Genomic DNA, 17,192 nt, shown 5'->3' with positions numbered 1-17,192 from the left:
TGTGTAAACCGGAAGCGGTCCGAGGCCATTTTTCCTTCATATCTGACTATCGCCTAATTTCCTATACTTCGCCGGAAGAGGGACTTGGGACGTAATATTCCTCTTGAATGCTTTCAATAGAAAATGGGACATTTGTTATAGACATTCATCAAACCCTTGGACTTTACTCCCCAATTTCGCCAAAACGGTTTCAAAGGCGTTGCATGTGGTTTAATATGTAAAAAATCATTTGTAAGCACGCTTGGTTTTCTGTACAACCGGTTATTAGGAGGATCGTCACATGCTGACTATACATACGCTGACACCGTTTCATCGCCAATATCCGCGGCCGCAAGCCGTCAATACCGCGAAGAAGGAACAGACCCGGGAGAAGCCCGTCGCCTTCCATGAAATTCTCGCTAAAAAAATGAAGGAAAAAGCAGCTTCGCGTTAGAGCGTTGCCAAAGAAAAAAGCACCCGATCGGGTGCTTTTTTCTTGATTGTCGACCTGATTGCCGCGGCTGCCTGGATAGACTGACCGACCTTTCAGGGCAAAAATAACTTGGCGAAAAAATAAAACCGGACTCTCGCATAAGCGGAAGTCCGGTTTTGTTTTTTGGATGAAGGATGTATTCGATTATCCGCGAAACGCATTGTGCATGCCGATACCGGGATTTATCTGCTTAAGAGATCATCAGTCCCATTTCCCTTGCGGCTTCCTTCAACACTGGCGCATATTCCGTCAGTGTTTCTTCCGACAGGCGGCTGACCGGTCCGGACATCGAGAGGGCTGCGGCAATCCTTCCGCTGCGGTCCATCACGGGGACGGCTACCGCGGCGGCTCCCGGCTCCCGTTCCTCGATGCTGACCGCATACCCCTTCTCGACGATCTCGCCCAACTGGCGGCGGTAGAGCTCCTTATCCACCGACGGCGGCCAATCCGGGGCATTCAAAAGCTCTTCCTGGTCCGCTGCGGACGCATAGGCTACCAGGACCTTGCTGGACGCCCCGACGGACAGCGGAAGGCGTGCGCCTACCTGGGCGACTCTGCGGACCGCCTGATTGCTCTGAACGGCCTGTATGCGGATACGTTCCGCACCGTCCCGCAAATATAGGCTGACGGTTTCCCCCAACCGGTCCCGAAGGGATTCCATCGCAGGCAGGAGCAGAACCGCCGGATCGTCGCTGTGCGACAGATGCGTGGACAGCTCCCATATTTTCATGCCGAGCCGGTACTTGTCCGTCCGGCTGTCCCGAACGACAAAGCCTTTTTCCTCAAGCGTTGCCATCAAACGGTGTACCGTGCTTTTATGCAGACCGATTTGAGAGGAAATTTCCGTCAAAGCCAGCTCGCTGTCTTTGGTAAAACACATTAATATATCAAGCGCCCGTTCTACGGCGCGCACCGTTAATTTGCGGTCTTCCATCCCGACCTGCTCCTCTCGTGTTTCATTACATGAAACCTGGTTACAAGAATTATAAGACAAAAAAGGAACGGAAGTAAACTGATTTCCTGTTTTTAATGATTATCGAAGGAAAACTTTTGATCAGGCAGGTCCGGCTTTCTTCTAATGCCCAGCAGGTATCGTTTTTTCTTTAAAATTATCTTACAATCTTCCAATATACATTGACTTTGGCTTTATCCCGGCATACGATATAATATAATTTTTAAATTTTCATTTTAATGAAAGAACTAATGGTAAGGAGGGGCCACACATGAGCATGATCACTGGTAGTAACGCCCCACTCTCCCAAATAAACGATACGCCGGCCAAACTCTCTACCCGCATGATCCGGCTTAAGCATATTTTGTTGGCACTGCTGTTGTCCGTGGTCTTTTTTCTCATTTTTTGCTTTATTGCCCTGCATGGCTATATCGCCTGGGTTCTTTCCAACCCGACCGTCGCGCCGCTGTACTCCAACCCCAAGCTGGCAAAGGATATGGAATACGAAAGCGTGCTCTTTCCTTCCGCTGACGGAAAACAGACGATTGAAGGCTGGTACATTCCTTCAGGCAGCTCGGCAAGAACCATCGTATTAAGCCACGGATACGGGGCGAACCGCGAGGAAACCTGGATTCCGATGTACGACCTCGCCCACTATGCGCACAACATGAACTTTAATGTACTGATGTTTGATTACGGCTTTGCCTCGCAAACCAGCAAGGAGGTTGCCACCGGGGGCAAGGAGGAGAAACGCCAGCTGCTGGGTGCCATACAGTTAGCCAAACAGCGCGGGGCCAAGCAGATCGTCGTCTGGGGCTTCTCGATGGGGGCCGGTACCGCCCTGCAGGCCGGTCTCGAAACCCAAGATGTCGATGCGATGATCCTGGACAGCATGTTCCTTCTGGAGCCGGACACGCTGTACCATAACATTAAGAATCAGATCGATCTGCCGCGGCATCCTTCCCTGGAAATATTGGAGCTTTTGTTCCCTGTGCTGAACGGCACGAGCTTGGATCAGATCCCGTATACGGAAGTGAAGAAACATGACTATCCCTTCCCAACCCTGTTCATCCACGGCACAAAGGACGATAAAGCCCCCTACGGGATAGCCGAGAAAATAGCCGGCAACCAGACGCATCCCGACTCCGATTCATGGATCGTGGAAGGCTCGCGGCATGAACTGATATTCCGCGAGCATCCCCGAGAATACCTGCGCCGGGTGTCGACGTTCCTCGGGAAACTTCCGCCGCCGGAAGGGCCGCAGCCGCAATAAGGCTCTAATCGGGGAGCTCGGCTCAAATAAGAAAAACGTCTATCGACGTACTTTCTCTGAAGACAGACCGCATTTAGCGGGAATTTTTCTAGCGATATAAGGAAGCCGCGTCTTTCGAAGCTTATACTTTCTTATATCTTCAAAAAGGCATCTTGGAATCCTTACGATTCCAAGATGCCTTTTTTTCGTATTTTCCTCTCATAATACAGGCCGGCCAACGAATATAGTTTCATAGAGAACGAATGTGACAGGAGGAATCAAGGAATGCTGTATATCTACGGGTCAAAGCTCCCAGCCAGAATTTTGGAGGAAATCCGCTTCTGGAAACATCAGGAGATGGAGCATACAGAGGTCATCAAAGCGATCGTCCCCGGACTGGAACCCGCATACGTCAGGCTGCTCGACGATTGGGCGGTCGTGTTCGAAGAAACGGAAAAAGCGGCGGATCAGCTGCTCCGCCACACCCTGTCCTCTTCCGGACCGCTGCCGTCCCAGCTTGTTCAACAAATTGAAATGCTGCTTCGGGTTTCCATTCAGCAATCCGAAGAATTCATGCGCCAGCTGTACATGATGAAAGACAACAGTCCTGCCGTAAAGCAGGTCCCTCTCGCCGATACGGTCCTACTGCATATCATCCGGGAATCCGAATATTTTATCGTTGTCCTGAAGGAACTTAGCCAACCGGGCGCGCTGCAGCGCATGATGGAACGGACGGAGCAGGGCGCGCCTCCACCCCGAGAACCTGCCGTTCATCCGTTTCAGGCGGAGGAGACCGAGGCGGTCATTCAGGGCGTATCTCCCGCGCCCATGGAGCAGGCCGTTCCGATCGGCGGACATCGCCTTCCCCCGCTCCCCTATCCCTACAATGCCCTTCAGCCCCATATTGATGAAATGACGATGCGGATTCACCATGACAAGCATCATCAAAGCTATGTGGACGGCCTCAATAAAGCGGAACTCAAGCTGGAGGAAGCCCGAAAGACCGGCAATTTCGAATTGGTCAAACATTGGGAGCGGGAGCTGGCGTTTCACGGCGCCGGCCATTATCTTCACACCCTGTTTTGGAATACCATGAATCCGAAGGGCGGAGGAGCCCCCAAAGGCGAGCTGGCCCAGCAGATCAAAAAGGATTTCGGCAGCTTCGACCGGTTTAAAAAACACTTTTCCGAGGCGGCCGACAAGGTTGAAGGCGGAGGTTGGGCGATTCTCGTCTGGAGCCCGCGCAGCCATCGGCTGGAAATCCTTCAGGCGGAAAAACACCAGAACCTTTCCCAGTGGGATGTCGTCCCGCTGCTGCCTCTTGACGTTTGGGAACACTCCTACTACCTCAAGCATCAGAACAACCGCAAGGCGTATATCAACGATTGGTGGAATGTGGTTTACTGGCCGGAGGCGGAGGAAAGGTTCCGCCAGGCAAAAAAGCTTCAATGGCAGCCTTTCTAAATCACCCAAGGCCCATCTTCGCCGATATTTGAGTTCTCCATGCTTAAGGAAGATACTTAAGAAGGCTCCGCCATAAACGGCGGAGCCTTCTCTATCCTGCACTCTCCGGTAAAGAGCGGTTTTAGTTTTTGATCAGAGACATGAACTCGGCCCGCTGGGCGGCATCGCTTTGGAACGTCCCCCGTACGCCGGATGTAACCGTTTTGCTGCCCGGCTTCTTGACGCCGCGCGCGCACATGCACAAGTGCTCGCCTTCCACAACGACCATGACGCCCTGCGGCTGAAGCACTTCCATCATAATGTCGGCGATCTGGGACGTAATGCGCTCCTGCACCTGCAGACGGCGGGTAACCGCCTCGACAAGCCGTGCCAGTTTGCTTAAACCGGCGATTTTGCCGCTCGGCACATAGCGATATGCACTTTGCCGAAAAACGGCGCCATATGGTGTTCGCATTGGCTGTAGTACACAATGTCCTTTACAATGACCAATTCCTCATGCTGCTCATCAAACGTGACGCCAAGCACGTCGCGGGGATCGACCTCGTAACCGGCAAAAATCTCTTCATACATCCGTGTCACGCGGGCAGGCGTTTCAAGCAAGCCTTCACGTTCGGGATCTTCACCGATCAGTTTCAGGATTTGCTCCACGTGGTACTCGATTTGCTGACGGTGCTCCCCGACTTTGTTGTTCACATAATCTTTTACTCCTGCCACGATAAATGTCCCCCTTTCCAAGTACAAGCAGCTTTCATCGTCCTCCTTTCAAGGACGATATTCTACCATGCAAGACAGATCGCGTTTAACAGCCTGCGGCCGTCTTCCATATTCATTCCATTTATTTACGCTTGCGCGCTTGTCCTTTGCCCGGCACCGGCTGATTCTTCATCATTTGCTGTGCGCGCTGCATCTGCTTGCCGTTCAGATTGTAGCCCATTTGCTTAGCCATTTTCTGCAGCATTTGCGGATCGTTCTGCATCTTCTCCAGCTGCTTCCGGAGATAAAATACGCCGATAAAAAAAGCCGCCGGCCAGACCCACGATCAACGTGATAATCGGAATGACAACATTCATGACTTGACCACCTTATCCTACTAATATTTACCATTTAATGGCGCATATACGAACCTATCATAGCATGTCGCTTTCGGGACGGCAAATACGAAAACTTCATGTCCCCGTATTTCATAATAGACAGGCCGCGTTCGACAATTCCCAGCCGATCAGAGCCCCTTGCGTTCCGGAAGGGAGCCTTCCAGGCCCAGGAGCGTCTTTTTGATTTCCAGGCCGCCGCCGTAACCGACCAGCGTCCCGTCCGCCCCCAAAACCCGGTGGCATGGGACGATGACCGGCACCGGATTCTTGTTGTTTGCCCCGCCCACGGCACGTACCGCCTTAGGACGTCCTATCGCCTCGGCGATGTCTTTGTAAGAACGGATTTCCCCGTAAGGTATATCCTTGAGAGCTTCCCATACCTGAAGCTGGAAAGGCGTTCCGCGCAAATCCAGCGGTACGGTGAATTCCTTTAGGCTTCCTTCAAAATATTGTTTCAGCTGGGAGGTGACGTCCGACATCCGCCCCTCGTTCCGCTCGTAGCCGGCATTGCCGGCCCATGTGCGGGACCACTGCTGCAGGACGGCCTCTTTTACCGTAAAAGCGCCGAATTCAATAAGGCATAAGCCCAGGTCCGACATAACCGCCGTGAGCGTCCCGATCGGCGTATGCACCTCGTCATAATACAAAACATCCGTTGGCACCGGCGGAGTGCCCATAGGTTCGGCCCCTGTATAGGCCGACTGCTCCGCGGCTTGCGAATGGAGCATTCCTCCGGCAGCGGCTTCTCTTTCCCCGCCAACGCTTTCCGTTGACCCGGCAGGCACCGCCGGTCCCGGGCCTTCAGCCGCAATCTCCGGTTTCAATTGACGTAAGGCTTGCTGCAGCATGTTACGTACTTGATCATCCTGTTCCGTTTTCATGCTTTTTTCTAAGTTGTTCAAAGCTTCTTCGCCTCCAATGCGGCCCAGAGCCCAAGCGGCTGTTCCCCTTAGCTCCGGACGCGGATCTTTCAGCAGTACCTCGCTCAGCTTCGGTACCGCCGAAGCGTCTTTAAAATTGCCGAGCGCGATAACGGCATTGCGCTGAATCGGTTTTCTCCCTCTCCAAGCCGCCGAAGTATCGCCGAACGTTTCTTTGAATTCGCGGTTGCTCATATCCAGTATAGGAAGAAGGAGCGGTTTCGCTTTTTCCGGATCGGGCTGCAGCTCCTCGTGATGCGTCCAGTTGAGTCCCTTGTTTTTCGGGCACACGATTTGGCACGTATCGCAGCCGTACAGCCGGTTTCCGATCTTGCGCATGTCGCCTTCTTCCAGAAACCCTTTGGTCTGGGTAAGGAAAGATATGCACCGCTGGGCATTAAGCTGCCCGGGCCCTACAAGAGCGCCTGTCGGACAAGCATCGATGCATTTGGTGCATTCCCCGCAGTCCTCCGTCACCGGGGAGTCCGGCGGAAAGGGAATATTCGTCACCATCTCGCCGAGGTAAATCCAGGAGCCGAACTTCGGAGAAATAATCGCGCAGTTTTTGGCGCTGAAGCCGATTCCGGCGCGTTCCGACACCGCCCGGTCCACCAGGGCGCCGGTGTCCACCATGCTCTCCAGCACGGCATCGGGCACGCGTTCGCGGATAAATGCCTCAAGCCGGGCCATGGCTTCCCTCAGCACATGGTGATAATCCCTTCCCCAGGCCGACCGGGCCATGATGCCCCGGTATTTGCCGGGCTCCGATTTCGGGGGATTGCTCATTTTAGATGGGTAAGCAACCGCGATCGCTATAATGGACGATGGGGTGGCCCCGGGAAGAGAGGGCGTCGTTCTTTTATCCAGATCCGGCTCCTCAAACCCGGATTCATGCCCCTTGTCCCGATGATTTTGAAGAATCGATTTCAGCGACACGAACGGGTCCGCCGAAGCGAATCCTATATCGTCTATGCCCATGCCGGGCGCAGCCTGCTTCAGCTCTTTCTTCAATTCCTCCCAAACGGAAGGCGAAGGAGCATAAGCTCCCGGTTTAGAAGTCATCTCCACGCCTCCTTTTTAGGGGTAGTTCGAACTCTCTTTTAAGTCCGGGATTACAACCCTCTTATTTTCGATAAAGGCCAGAATATAAATTCCGCCCTTCCCACAATATCCGATTTCTTGACGCTTCCGAACTTCCGGCTGTCCTTGCTTTTCTGGAAATGGCGGTTATCCCCCATCACGAAGTACCGGTCTTCCTCCAGTTTAACCGGGCCAAAATCGGGATCCTCGATCGGCACTTCCGTATACGATTCCTCCTGTGCCTTCCCGTTTATATACAGCGTATGTCCCTTCACTTCAACGGTATCGCCGGGGAGCCCGATGATTCTTTTCACCAGGAAATCCTTTTTGTCGGGCCCGTTGCTCGGATCTTTCAGCACGACTACATCCCCGTGGTCCGGATCCGCGAACCGGTATACGATTTTGTTAATGAACAGCCGCTCGGATGCTTCCAGCGTCGGCTCCATCGACTCGCCCTTAACCATGGACAGATTAAAAACAAACATATTCAGAAGCACCATGATACAAAAAGCAATGGCGATCGTTTTCACCCAATCCCAAAGCTCGGATGCAAAACTGTTCTTGCCGGCCGCTGTTCCCTGGGAATCGGGAGCCTTTTCATTCCCGCCTGAACCGGGAGGTACTGCTTGTCCCATGCTACACCTTCTTTACTGTCGAAATAGCCCTTCCTACATCTGATGGATAAATAGGCACATTAATAGAAAAGCATATCTTCCACCCATTTGCAACGGTTCGAAAGATATGCTCCATATAGAAATAAATGTCGTTTCCCGGTTCGGCGGCATTTGGAATTTCGACCCGAACATCGCTAAACCGATCTGACCATTACGGCTGACCTACAATGCTCAGCTTCTGAAATGACGTCAGGATTTTATTGGCACCGTATCCCATGGCTTCATATAAAGGCATGGCGGCAACATTATGCTCGTCCCCCGCAACAAGGATGCGGCTGACTTTCCGCGATTGGAATCTTTGTTCCATGGCGGCAACAAGGGACTTGCCGATTCCCCGTCTGCGGTAATCCGGATGAACCGCGATCCGGAAGTAGCACCCGTGATTGCGCTCAATCGTCCCGATCAGGGCACCGACGATTTCGCCGTCTTCTTCCGCGACCATGATCAGGTCGGAATCCCAGGCAAGCTGCCTTGAGAAAGGTTCCATCGTATTTTCGTAGCATTCTTCCGACAAAGCAATCTGTAATAGCTCGATAACTTGGTTACAGTCACTCAACTGAAAGGAACGAACATGCATTTCAAAATCTCCCTTTTCGTTAGCATGATACGGTTTACGCGGTTTACAATAATTTAGTATTCCGTTGATGCAAACCTAACAATTATGATTACTACAAAAAACGCGAAAATCCTGCTTTCTTGTCCATTAAACCACATATTTCTCCCAAATTCACGAGTTTTCTTCTGAAAGCGCTTTAGATTAAGCGGTTACATTTTTAAGCCTGGATATTCTGCCATATTTTCGTCAAAAAAATCGAAACACGCCCGCGAGAAATATTAGCCGATTGTAAACAATACGTCCTTCAAGAAACGTTTATATTGAAAAAACAGCGTCCTTCCGGCTGACGCCGCGAAGAACGCTGCTGCTATTAAAGACAAACCCGCTTTTACTGAAGGACCACCGTATCGCCGGCCTTCAGTCCCGACACGACTTCTATTTTGTCCAGGGTTTCCATCCCGGTCTTGATGTCCCGCCGTTCGATTTGGCCGCCTCCCTTGTCCACCATGACGTACGAATTTCCTTCTTCGGTCATAACGGCCAGCTTCGGAACGACGACGGCCTTATCTTTTCGTTTGGTGACGATGTCGCCGGTGAGCGTCAGCCCGCCGATCAAGCGGTCATTTTTAGGCAGCGAGATGATCACCTTGAACTGCGGCGTCTGGGACGTTTGCTTCTCCTGGGCGATCGTCTCGGCGAATTTGGCCACTTCCAGCACTTTTCCCTTCAGCTTCAGGTCCTTGATGGAAGGCAGCTTCACCTCGACCGCCATGCCCGGTTTAATGCTGAATACGTCATTCTCCCCTACAAGGGCCACGAAGCGCAGGGAGTTCAAATCGACGATTTTGCCGATATATTGATTCGCCGTCACCGATTGCGGCTGCGTCTGCTGCGTGCTGTCGAACAGAAAAATACCCGAATCCGGAGATCTGTGCGTAGACTTTTTCAATTTATCTTGCAAGTCAGCCATCACCTGACGTTCGATATCGCTGTTAACCTCCTCCAGCTGACTGCTTAGCCGTGCGTTTTCCTGGTCAGCCAGCACTTTAAGGCGCTCCGCTTCGGTAGCTCCGACCGAGGCATTGTCCAGATCCTGGTTCAGCGTAAACTCCTTCATTTCCCGCTCCAGCTTCTTCTTTTGCAGCTCGGCTTCCTTCTGTTGAAGCTGCTGGCGAATCGCCTTTTGCTCCAGGCTGAAGAGAACGTCCCCTTTCCTGATCTGCTGGCCGTTTCGGACGTTCCAGGATTCAACCTTTGCTTCAAAAGGCGCGTACACATTGGTTTCCCGCCCGTACTCGGACTTGCCCTTGACCTGCACGGTCGAAACCATCGTTTCCTCGGTTACGGGAAATGAGATGATCTGAGGCTCTTCCATCACGGGCTCCGCAGGTGCCTTCGGTTTCATCTGTCCGTATCCCCAATAACCCGCGAGCGCCAGCACAGCGATGATTATCGTCCACTTAATAATTTTTTTCATCCGATTTAGCTTCCTTTCCGATGCTAATCCATAATTCTAATCCCGTTTGATCGCGAGCAGCGCATTGGTTCTTGCGGCGCTGATCGCCGGGTAAATGCCCGAGAAAATCCCCGTCATCACGGCGAATGCGATACCGATCGGCAGCGTGTTGGGCGTAACTTCAATCTGCAGCCCGGACATGCCCGCGGAAGCCGTAATGAATGAATTCAACCCGTTGATGATCAAAAAAGCGAACGCGATGCCAAGCAAACCGCCCAAAAAACCGAGCAGGCTGGCTTCCGCGATGAACATGGTGCCGATTTGCGGCATATTGGCCCCAAGAACCTTCATAATGCCGATTTGCCGCCGGCGCTGATGCGTAGACATCGTCATGGCTACAATGATGGATATGGAGGCCAATAGCAGAATGAATATGCCGACGCCGAGCGCGATCGCCTTGAAGGTGTTCAATTGGGAGGCAATCTCGTCGCGCATGGCCAGATTGTCGCTCGCATTCAGCGAAAGCTTCATAATCAGTTCCTCAAGCGGTTTAATGTTTTGAATATCGTCCACTTTGACCGTAAGGGTATCGTACACCCGCTGTTTCGGAGCGGCCCCCTCTTGCGGACTCAGGCTGTCTTTGAGCCATTCGGCCGTTTCGAAGGAAACATAAGCCTTGCGGTCATAGAACGCAAACTGGGCGTCTTGTCCCTTAGGGACATCCAGTGAGCCCCCTACATAAAGCTGCGGGCTGAGCACTTTCTTATCGTTCTCCATCCGCTCCATTTGGATGTTTTTTCCGACCATTTCCGAAACTATGCTTTCATACTTTTGAAACTCCTCCCACAGCTTCGGATTATTGGGATCGGTATTAATCATATTGTTCAGTCTTTCGCTTGTCTCGGCATCCTTCCAGCCCGTCGTGGCTCCATAATTGAGCACCACGCGCCAATCTGTTCCAGAGGACCGCCCTGCGTAAACTTGTTTCCCTGCTGTTTGAGCTGCGACAAATCCACGGCTACGAGTTCAATTCCATCGTTCACCAAATTATCGGACGAACTGGTCCTGAAATGACCAACTTGCTTGGTGGCGATGACGGATTTGACATGCTTAAAACCCTTGATCACTTGAACCTTATCGTCCGTGAGCATTCCCCGCTCCCCTCCGGCAGACGGGCCGCCCTCTCCGGGTCCGCTTGAGCCTTGGGGCGACACGGTAATTTCATCAAGTTTCATGCCGCCAATGATCTCTTTCTCCAAATAACCCTGTGCGCCGTTCCCGATGCTGATCGCTACGATGATCGCCGCACAGCCGATCGAAATACCGGTCATGCATAGGGCCGTCACCACTTTACGGCGTTTGATCTGTCCCCATGCCAACCGCATGCTGTCTAATAGTCTCAGTTCCCCTCACCTGCCTCCTCCGAATTGGCCGGGGCGCCGGCGCCGGAAAGAACCGGCACGGCAGCCTGTGCCTCACGGCCTGTCTTTGAAGTCTTGCCGTCCTCCGGCCGCACCAGATAACCGTCCCGGAGCATGATCGTTTTCTCCATCTGAGCGGCGACTTCCATCTCATGGGTTACGATGACGAAGGTCGTTTTCATGGACTGGTTGAGGTTCATCAAAATACGGATAATTTCCTCTTCCGTTTTGGTATCCAGATTTCCCGTCGGCTCGTCCGCAAAAATAACGGAGGGTTCGGTGATCAGCGAACGCGCAATGCTGACGCGCTGCTGCTGCCCGCCGGACAACTGTGCCGGGTACAGCTTGGCCTTGTCGCCGATCCCCGTCATTTCAAGAAGCTCCATCGCTTTCTTGCGCCTTTTGGACGGTGAAACGGATTGGAAAACGAGCGGAAGCTCCACGTTTTCCCGGACCGTTAGCGTGGGGATGAGTTCATAGGCCTGAAAAATAAAACCGATGTGCTTTCGCCGAAATACGGCGAGTTTGTTTTCCCCGAATTTGACGATATCCTGATCCGCAATATAAATATGGCCTTCCGTCGGTTTCATCAGCCCTGCCATCAAGTTGAGCAGAGTAGACTTGCCCGACCCGGAGCTTCCGAGGAGAGCGATCATCTCCCCCTTATGAACTTCAAATTGAATGTTGTGAAGCACCTTTAACACTTCTCCGCCGTTTTTAAAGCTGTGCGATACATTTTCCAAACGCAGCATGTTCGCGTTTCCTCTCTCGTCCTTAATTTTGTCTCTCCTCATACGGATCCTTGTTCAACTGGACCGTCAGATTAAAGCTTTGGCTGCCGAGCGTCATCCGCTCATTCTGGAACTCATCGACGAGGGTCAAATTAAACCCGCCGCTTCGGAGCTGTTTATACAGCTCGTCCGTCAGTTCGAATGAGACCGTCCGCGTGCCCGGAACCTGAATATCCGTGCCCGGCGTTAGCGTACGCTCTTGCGTCTGATCAAAAATGTCTCTGATGACCAACACCAGTTTGTGGCCGGTATCGGCTGACGTAGTAATGCTGTCGCTGCGTTTTACGTCAAACGTAACGCTCATCGAAATCGTGGAGCTGCCTTCCTGAAGACGGCCCGTCGCTTTGGTAACGGACACGCTGTAAGGATACCAGTCCAGGTTCTTCAACTCGCGGTTTATGGCCGGTCTGACCGGATTCAGCATTATTTTCTTAACGCCAAGAATTCCGGTCATGTCTTTGCCCGGTTCAGCAAGCTTGCTTCCGGACATCGCGGTGCCCAGAGCAAGCCCCATGTCGCTGGACTCCCCTTTGGGCACCCTTGCCCAAAAGACCACCAGCTGCTTGGCCCCCGGCTGAAGCGCGGTGTCCGGCTGGATCGTGTCGGCTTCGTAGATTTTTCCTTCCGCGCTCTGGAAATATCCTTTGAGCCGCGCGGCCTGGACCCGGCGCTGCTCGCTGCTGGTCAGCGTCAGTTCGGTATAGACGACATCGGAATCCGCGCCCTCGTAAACGATCGTCCGCCGTTCCTGTGCTTCTGCGCGTTTTCCCGCGACCGTGACGGAATAGGGTTTGCCTTTCTCCAAAACATCGATCGACTGCGTCGTTCCCGAAGTGGTCAGGGTCAGGAACGAAGCTTTGGCAGTTTCTTTTTCTTTCTGGGTATATAACTCAAAGCGGAGCGAGTTGACATTTTTCGTATAAGGAACCCGGGCCATCACGTACACCTCTGTCGACGCCCCCGGAGCAATCAGGGAATCCTGCTCGTCCGCAATCACTTCGGAACCGGACAGCAGCGTCTTTTCGTCCGCCCGGACGTTTGCTTTAAGCTCGGGCAGCGGCTGGGAATTGGATTCGTGGGTATTGCGCAAGCGCAGCTTGGCAACAATAAGATCCGTATCCTGCCATGGCAACCGCTGGATGGATTCCAGCGTGTAGGCGAATCCCTTGGCCGTCTGCGCGGGATACTCCACGCCGATCGATGCTTTGCGTTCCGTTTGATATGGTATCCCAAAATAAGCGAGCGGCAGAATCACGGGATCCTGGGCATCTGCCGTCGGAGAGCTGCCGGGTTCATCCGAATCGCCAGCCGGTTGTTTGGCCGGAAGGCCGGTACCGGAGGGCTCAAGCATTTGCAGCTTCAACAGGTCCTGCTTGAGATGAAGCGGGACGGAGATTTCCATCGGAATGGCTTTCTCCTCCCCGGGCCTCAGCGAAAATGTCGTTTTGTCGGCCGGAATGTAAGGGTAGAAGGAGCCTTCCGAGGCTTTGATCGCAAACTCGTACCCCGGAATCTCCACAAGTTTATTGCCATTGTTCTTGAAAGCCATCTCGATGTTCCAAATGGCCTGATCCCCGGATGCCCGCAGCGAAGCTTGGCTTATCCTGGCTTCGACGCGATTTCCCTTCAGCATCAGCGTTTTGGTTTTACCCGGTTCGATATCCCACTTAGGATCTCTGGCTGCGGGCAGCTTGAACGAGGCGGCAGGCAGCGCCAGCTTCAGCGTATCGTCGTTTTCGGTCCATAAAAAGCGGAATTCGGCCGCCTTCAGATATGAAGGAATTTCAGCTATGTAATAAACCCGTTTTTTTTCTTTCGGCTGAACGGATGCCCCTGTTTTTCCCGTTTCCGGTCGGAGAGGGAAGGAAGTGCCGCTATCCGTCACCATATACGGGTCGTAACCATTGTCCGTCCACGCTCTTCCGCCATGGTTCGTAATGGACAAACCTACCTTGGCTATGACTTTGCCGTTGACCTTGACCATCTCCACCGATTCCGCCTGAACGGTCAGCGGGGTTCCGCCCAGCGTCAGTTTCGTTTTCGTTCCTGCGGCCGCGGCCGGAGAATGGGATGGCAAACGGTACGTTCCCACGCGCTGGAGGTACCCTTTCACTTTCGGGTTCCATACGTCCATGGCCAACTTTATGCCGGATAAGGAGTCCGTGCCGAGCTTGGCATAGTAGGTTACGCTAAGGCTTTGGCCGGGCTCAACTCTTTTTTTTGCAAGATCGCGGGTAATCGGATTCGCTCCGATTACGCCGCCTCCGGCTGCGCCACTTTCGGGAAATACGACATGAGCCGCGCCCCGCTCTTGCCCCCGTTTTTATAATTCAGGGTAAATATAACTACATGACCGCCGTTCTGCTGCCATACGTCCGCTTGCTCTAGGGTTGCGGTGACGCCGTTGCCAAGCCCTATTTTCCAGGCCTGATGCGATGTTTTGGGAGCCGTGGACCTCGCGTTTTGCGGCAATTCCGTCTTACCGGCCGCCGAAACGGCTTGCGGTGCGGAAGCCAAGATCGTAGCCAGCAAAATCGCTGTCGCTTTGACCGTTTTCTTATTCATTAGGATGGAAATGCTCCTTTCTTGCCTCGCCATATCCAGATTCCATGGTTAGGTTCGTAGATTGGTTGTTTATGGATATCATTGTAACGAAAAATCCGCCTCTAAAGTTTTCAGGTTCGTCATAAAGTTTTCAGGTTCGTCATAAAGTTTTCGGGCCGTAAACGGATTCGATTCAGACTTTTCAAACATAAATGTTGATTTAATCCCCCAAAACGGTTTAATATATGTAGTGTAGCCGAATTACATATGATTTTTCTCGGGTGATAAAGGCTTCCCGTTCCTGGAAGATCCTTTGATCATAACCAAAAAACTAATTTCACAGGAGGTATTTTCATTATGGCATTTCAATTACCACCGCTTCCTTACGCAAACGACGCGCTCGAGCCTCACATCGACGCACAGACGATGGAGATTCACCATGACCGCCACCATAACACCTACGTTACCAATTTGAATGCAGCTCTTGAGAACGCTCCTGAACTGCAGAACAAATCCCTGGAAGAGCTGATCGGCAACCTCGATGCTGTTCCGGAAAGCATTCGCACCGCTGTCCGCAATAACGGCGGCGGCCATGCAAACCACTCCCTTTTCTGGGAAATCATCGGACCGAACGGCGGCGGAGCTCCTGCCGGCGCATTGGCTGAAGCGATCAACAGCGAGCTTGGCGGCTTCGACAAGTTCAAGGAAGATTTCGCCAAAGCGGCCACAACCCGTTTCGGCAGCGGTTGGGCATGGCTCGTGTTGAAAGACGGCAAACTGGCTGTAACCAGCACTCCTAACCAAGACAGCCCGATCATGGAAGGTCAAACGCCTCTCCTTGGATTGGACGTTTGGGAGCATGCTTACTACCTGAAATATCAAAACAAACGCCCTGATTACATCTCCGCTTTCTGGAATGTTGTAAACTGGGAAGAAGTCGGCAAACGTTACGACAACGCGAAATAATTGCCGCTTAAAACCATATTTAATTGTAGAAACGCTATCGTCCTTCTCTATGGACGATAGCGTTTTTTGTGACAAATATAAGCCGAGAATTAATATAAACAACCAGCGATTAATTATCTCACCACTAGAGCTTGGAGAATTCAACAATAAAAGTTTGACCATCTTTGATTTTTAACTGGAAATCAGATATGATAAAGATACGATTCTTATCCTTCGAAATGCATGCATATCGAGTTTAAGGGGCCGTTCGCGAATGTTACGGCAACCATTTCGATTATCGATAGAGTGCTTCGCAGCTAAGTGATTCCATCATCATGCTATAAACTCATTGCATCAACAAGCTGCTCGTATCGGCCTGCTCATACGGCGGCTTTTTACTTGTCTCCGTGTTGAATTACCGGTCGTTTTCGTCGTATTATAAAATGATGATCCAAAAAGAGGCAATGCGATTATTATGATTCCGTAGAAGAGGAGGCGGGGACTTGCCAACGGTAAGAGATATAGCACGTACAGCGGGTGTATCGCCGGCGACCGTATCGCGGGTTCTTACGGGTAAAGGAAACACATCCTCCGAAGTTAATGAAAAAGTGCAGAAAGCGATACGGGAGCTAGGGTACGTGCCGAGCCCCAAGGCGAAGCCGAACGCTCCGGGGGCCGAATCCCGTACCATCTGCTATACAATCGCACGTGAACCTAGCGAAATTTTCGGGAATCCGTACTATTCCAATGTGCTCCTTGGTTTATCCAACGCTACTCAAAAATACGGATATGACTTGCAGATTTCCGCCTTTCGCTCTGTCGATCAACAAATCGAGAAATGCTTGGCGCTATACCGGAACAAAAGAGTGAATGGCTTTATTTTATCCGGCGTTATGTCGGCGGACAAAAGCTCGCTGATTCAAAGCCTGCAGCAGCATTCCATTCCATTCGTCATGATCGGTCGCAGCCTGCTGCACAATGTTTTTTGCATCCATAGCGACAATTTCCGGGATGGGTATGTCACGACCCAGCATTTGCTGGACGAGGGGTACCGTCGCATCGTGTTCCTGACCGAGAGTCTGGACGTTGATGTCGTGCTTGACCGCATCGCGGGGTACAAGCAAGCGCTGCATAGCAACGGCCTTGAAGCGGGAGACGAGGGCGTTGTCTTGTGCGGTTCGGAAGAAGCGGACATGATTGCCGCTCTAGATGAATACGGCTCCGGGGGTGGATCATTCGATGCGATTATCGCCGCGGACAGCGTGTTGGCACTCGGTGTATTGAAGTATTGCCGGGATCGCAATTTGCGCGTTCCGGAAGATATCGGCATCATCGGCTTCAACGATGCCGCCTTTCTGAGCAAAATCTCTCCATCGATCAGCTGCACGACCATACGAGGGGAGCATCTCGGCCTAGAAGCCCTGGAAATGCTCATCGAACTGATGGACGACCCTGAGCGCATTAATAAGAACAAGACGGTAACGCTGCCATCCGAGCTTATCGTGCGCCAATCGACCCAACGAGCAAGACATTCTTGAATCCCATATATAAAAAGAGAGGGCGGATTTTCCGCC

15 protein-coding genes and 2 pseudogenes are annotated in these 17,192 nt (G+C 52.2%); 5 read left to right on the top strand and 12 right to left on the bottom strand.

The features are described 5' to 3' along the window. Positions 1-280: 280 nt before the first annotated feature. A complete protein-coding gene (locus tag XI25_RS33865; RefSeq protein WP_200901503.1) occupies positions 281-433 on the top strand; it encodes a hypothetical protein in 153 nt (50 codons plus the stop codon). Between the two features lie 229 nt (positions 434-662). Here the strand turns inward: XI25_RS33865 and XI25_RS30040 are convergent, their stop codons facing one another. After that, positions 663-1,406 (bottom strand): IclR family transcriptional regulator, encoded by a 744-nt coding sequence (locus tag XI25_RS30040; protein ID WP_046681506.1) that lies wholly within the window; start codon positions 1,404-1,406, stop codon positions 663-665. Positions 1,407-1,695: 289 nt separating this feature from the next. On the opposite strand from XI25_RS30040, the gene XI25_RS30035 reads away from it, so the two are divergent. Next, the gene (locus tag XI25_RS30035; RefSeq protein WP_442950446.1) at positions 1,696-2,697 is read left to right on the top strand and encodes an alpha/beta hydrolase; all 1,002 of its coding nucleotides are present in this window, start codon (positions 1,696-1,698) and stop codon (positions 2,695-2,697) included. Between the two features lie 264 nt (positions 2,698-2,961). Then, positions 2,962-4,140, top strand: a complete 1,179-nt coding sequence (locus XI25_RS30030) for a Fe-Mn family superoxide dismutase (protein WP_046681505.1) — start codon at positions 2,962-2,964, stop codon at positions 4,138-4,140. Positions 4,141-4,261: 121 nt separating this feature from the next. Here the strand turns inward: XI25_RS30030 and folE are convergent. The 11 genes and pseudogenes from folE to XI25_RS35610 form a co-directional block, all read right to left on the bottom strand. Continuing rightward, a pseudogene (gene folE / locus XI25_RS30025) lies at positions 4,262-4,854 on the bottom strand (GTP cyclohydrolase I FolE). A 121-nt stretch (positions 4,855-4,975) separates the two neighbouring features. Then, positions 4,976-5,210 (bottom strand): annotated as a pseudogene (locus tag XI25_RS30020) (YneF family protein). A 149-nt stretch (positions 5,211-5,359) separates the two neighbouring features. After that, complete coding sequence (gene queG, locus XI25_RS30015) at positions 5,360-7,213, bottom strand: tRNA epoxyqueuosine(34) reductase QueG (RefSeq protein WP_046681504.1); 1,854 nt, start codon at positions 7,211-7,213, stop codon at positions 5,360-5,362. A 50-nt stretch (positions 7,214-7,263) separates the two neighbouring features. Then, on the bottom strand, positions 7,264-7,866 hold the full coding sequence (gene lepB / locus XI25_RS30010; RefSeq protein WP_046681503.1) for a signal peptidase I: 603 nt from the start codon (positions 7,864-7,866) through the stop codon (positions 7,264-7,266). 190 nt (positions 7,867-8,056) lie between these two features. Continuing rightward, positions 8,057-8,482, bottom strand: a complete 426-nt coding sequence (locus XI25_RS30005) for a GNAT family N-acetyltransferase (RefSeq protein WP_046681502.1) — start codon at positions 8,480-8,482, stop codon at positions 8,057-8,059. A gap of 367 nt (positions 8,483-8,849) precedes the next feature. Further along, entirely contained in the window at positions 8,850-9,938 is a 1,089-nt protein-coding gene (locus XI25_RS30000) for an efflux RND transporter periplasmic adaptor subunit (protein WP_046681501.1), read from the bottom strand. 36 nt (positions 9,939-9,974) lie between these two features. Next, positions 9,975-10,862: an ABC transporter permease gene (locus XI25_RS29995; protein ID WP_235440509.1), complete on the bottom strand. Its 888-nt coding sequence runs from the start codon at positions 10,860-10,862 to the stop codon at positions 9,975-9,977. Continuing rightward, the gene (locus XI25_RS35615) at positions 10,802-11,302 is read right to left on the bottom strand and encodes an ABC transporter permease (RefSeq protein ID WP_235440508.1); all 501 of its coding nucleotides are present in this window, start codon (positions 11,300-11,302) and stop codon (positions 10,802-10,804) included. Before XI25_RS35615 ends, XI25_RS29995 begins: the two co-directional genes overlap by 61 nt. A gap of 14 nt (positions 11,303-11,316) precedes the next feature. After that, complete coding sequence (locus XI25_RS29990) at positions 11,317-12,090, bottom strand: ABC transporter ATP-binding protein (protein WP_046681500.1); 774 nt, start codon at positions 12,088-12,090, stop codon at positions 11,317-11,319. A gap of 22 nt (positions 12,091-12,112) precedes the next feature. Then, entirely contained in the window at positions 12,113-14,263 is a 2,151-nt protein-coding gene (locus tag XI25_RS29985) for a hypothetical protein (protein WP_235440507.1), read from the bottom strand. Between the two features lie 119 nt (positions 14,264-14,382). After that, positions 14,383-14,694: a hypothetical protein gene (locus XI25_RS35610; protein ID WP_235440506.1), complete on the bottom strand. Its 312-nt coding sequence runs from the start codon at positions 14,692-14,694 to the stop codon at positions 14,383-14,385. Between the two features lie 336 nt (positions 14,695-15,030). Here XI25_RS35610 and XI25_RS29980 point away from each other — a divergent pair, with 336 nt between their 5' ends. Then, a complete protein-coding gene (locus XI25_RS29980) occupies positions 15,031-15,639 on the top strand; it encodes a superoxide dismutase (RefSeq protein ID WP_046681499.1) in 609 nt (202 codons plus the stop codon). Positions 15,640-16,121: 482 nt separating this feature from the next. Next, the gene (locus XI25_RS29975) at positions 16,122-17,156 is read left to right on the top strand and encodes a LacI family DNA-binding transcriptional regulator (RefSeq protein WP_046681498.1); all 1,035 of its coding nucleotides are present in this window, start codon (positions 16,122-16,124) and stop codon (positions 17,154-17,156) included. The last annotated feature ends 36 nt before the right edge of the window (positions 17,157-17,192 follow it).

The organism is Paenibacillus sp. DMB20, from assembly GCF_000987955.1.
Taxonomy (GTDB): Bacteria; Bacillota; Bacilli; order Paenibacillales; family Paenibacillaceae; genus Paenibacillus_AQ.
The sequence above is the reverse complement of the archived record's forward strand: the minus strand, read 5'-3'. Positions and strand labels throughout refer to the sequence as shown.

What these genes read in the sequence shown, in the direction of transcription:
- XI25_RS33865 (WP_200901503.1), top strand. Translation starts at nt 281, where the DNA reads ATGCTGACTATACATACGCTGACACCGTTTCATCGCCAATATCCGCGG.
- XI25_RS30040 (WP_046681506.1), bottom strand. Translation starts at nt 1,406, where the DNA reads ATGGAAGACCGCAAATTAACGGTGCGCGCCGTAGAACGGGCGCTTGAT.
- XI25_RS30035 (WP_442950446.1), top strand. Translation starts at nt 1,696, where the DNA reads ATGAGCATGATCACTGGTAGTAACGCCCCACTCTCCCAAATAAACGAT.
- XI25_RS30030 (WP_046681505.1), top strand. Translation starts at nt 2,962, where the DNA reads ATGCTGTATATCTACGGGTCAAAGCTCCCAGCCAGAATTTTGGAGGAA.
- queG (WP_046681504.1), bottom strand. Translation starts at nt 7,213, where the DNA reads ATGACTTCTAAACCGGGAGCTTATGCTCCTTCGCCTTCCGTTTGGGAG.
- lepB (WP_046681503.1), bottom strand. Translation starts at nt 7,866, where the DNA reads ATGGGACAAGCAGTACCTCCCGGTTCAGGCGGGAATGAAAAGGCTCCC.
- XI25_RS30005 (WP_046681502.1), bottom strand. Translation starts at nt 8,482, where the DNA reads ATGCATGTTCGTTCCTTTCAGTTGAGTGACTGTAACCAAGTTATCGAG.
- XI25_RS30000 (WP_046681501.1), bottom strand. Translation starts at nt 9,938, where the DNA reads ATGAAAAAAATTATTAAGTGGACGATAATCATCGCTGTGCTGGCGCTC.
- XI25_RS35615 (WP_235440508.1), bottom strand. Translation starts at nt 11,302, where the DNA reads ATGCGGTTGGCATGGGGACAGATCAAACGCCGTAAAGTGGTGACGGCC.
- XI25_RS29990 (WP_046681500.1), bottom strand. Translation starts at nt 12,090, where the DNA reads ATGCTGCGTTTGGAAAATGTATCGCACAGCTTTAAAAACGGCGGAGAA.
- XI25_RS29985 (WP_235440507.1), bottom strand. Translation starts at nt 14,263, where the DNA reads ATGGACGTATGGAACCCGAAAGTGAAAGGGTACCTCCAGCGCGTGGGA.
- XI25_RS35610 (WP_235440506.1), bottom strand. Translation starts at nt 14,694, where the DNA reads ATGAATAAGAAAACGGTCAAAGCGACAGCGATTTTGCTGGCTACGATC.
- XI25_RS29980 (WP_046681499.1), top strand. Translation starts at nt 15,031, where the DNA reads ATGGCATTTCAATTACCACCGCTTCCTTACGCAAACGACGCGCTCGAG.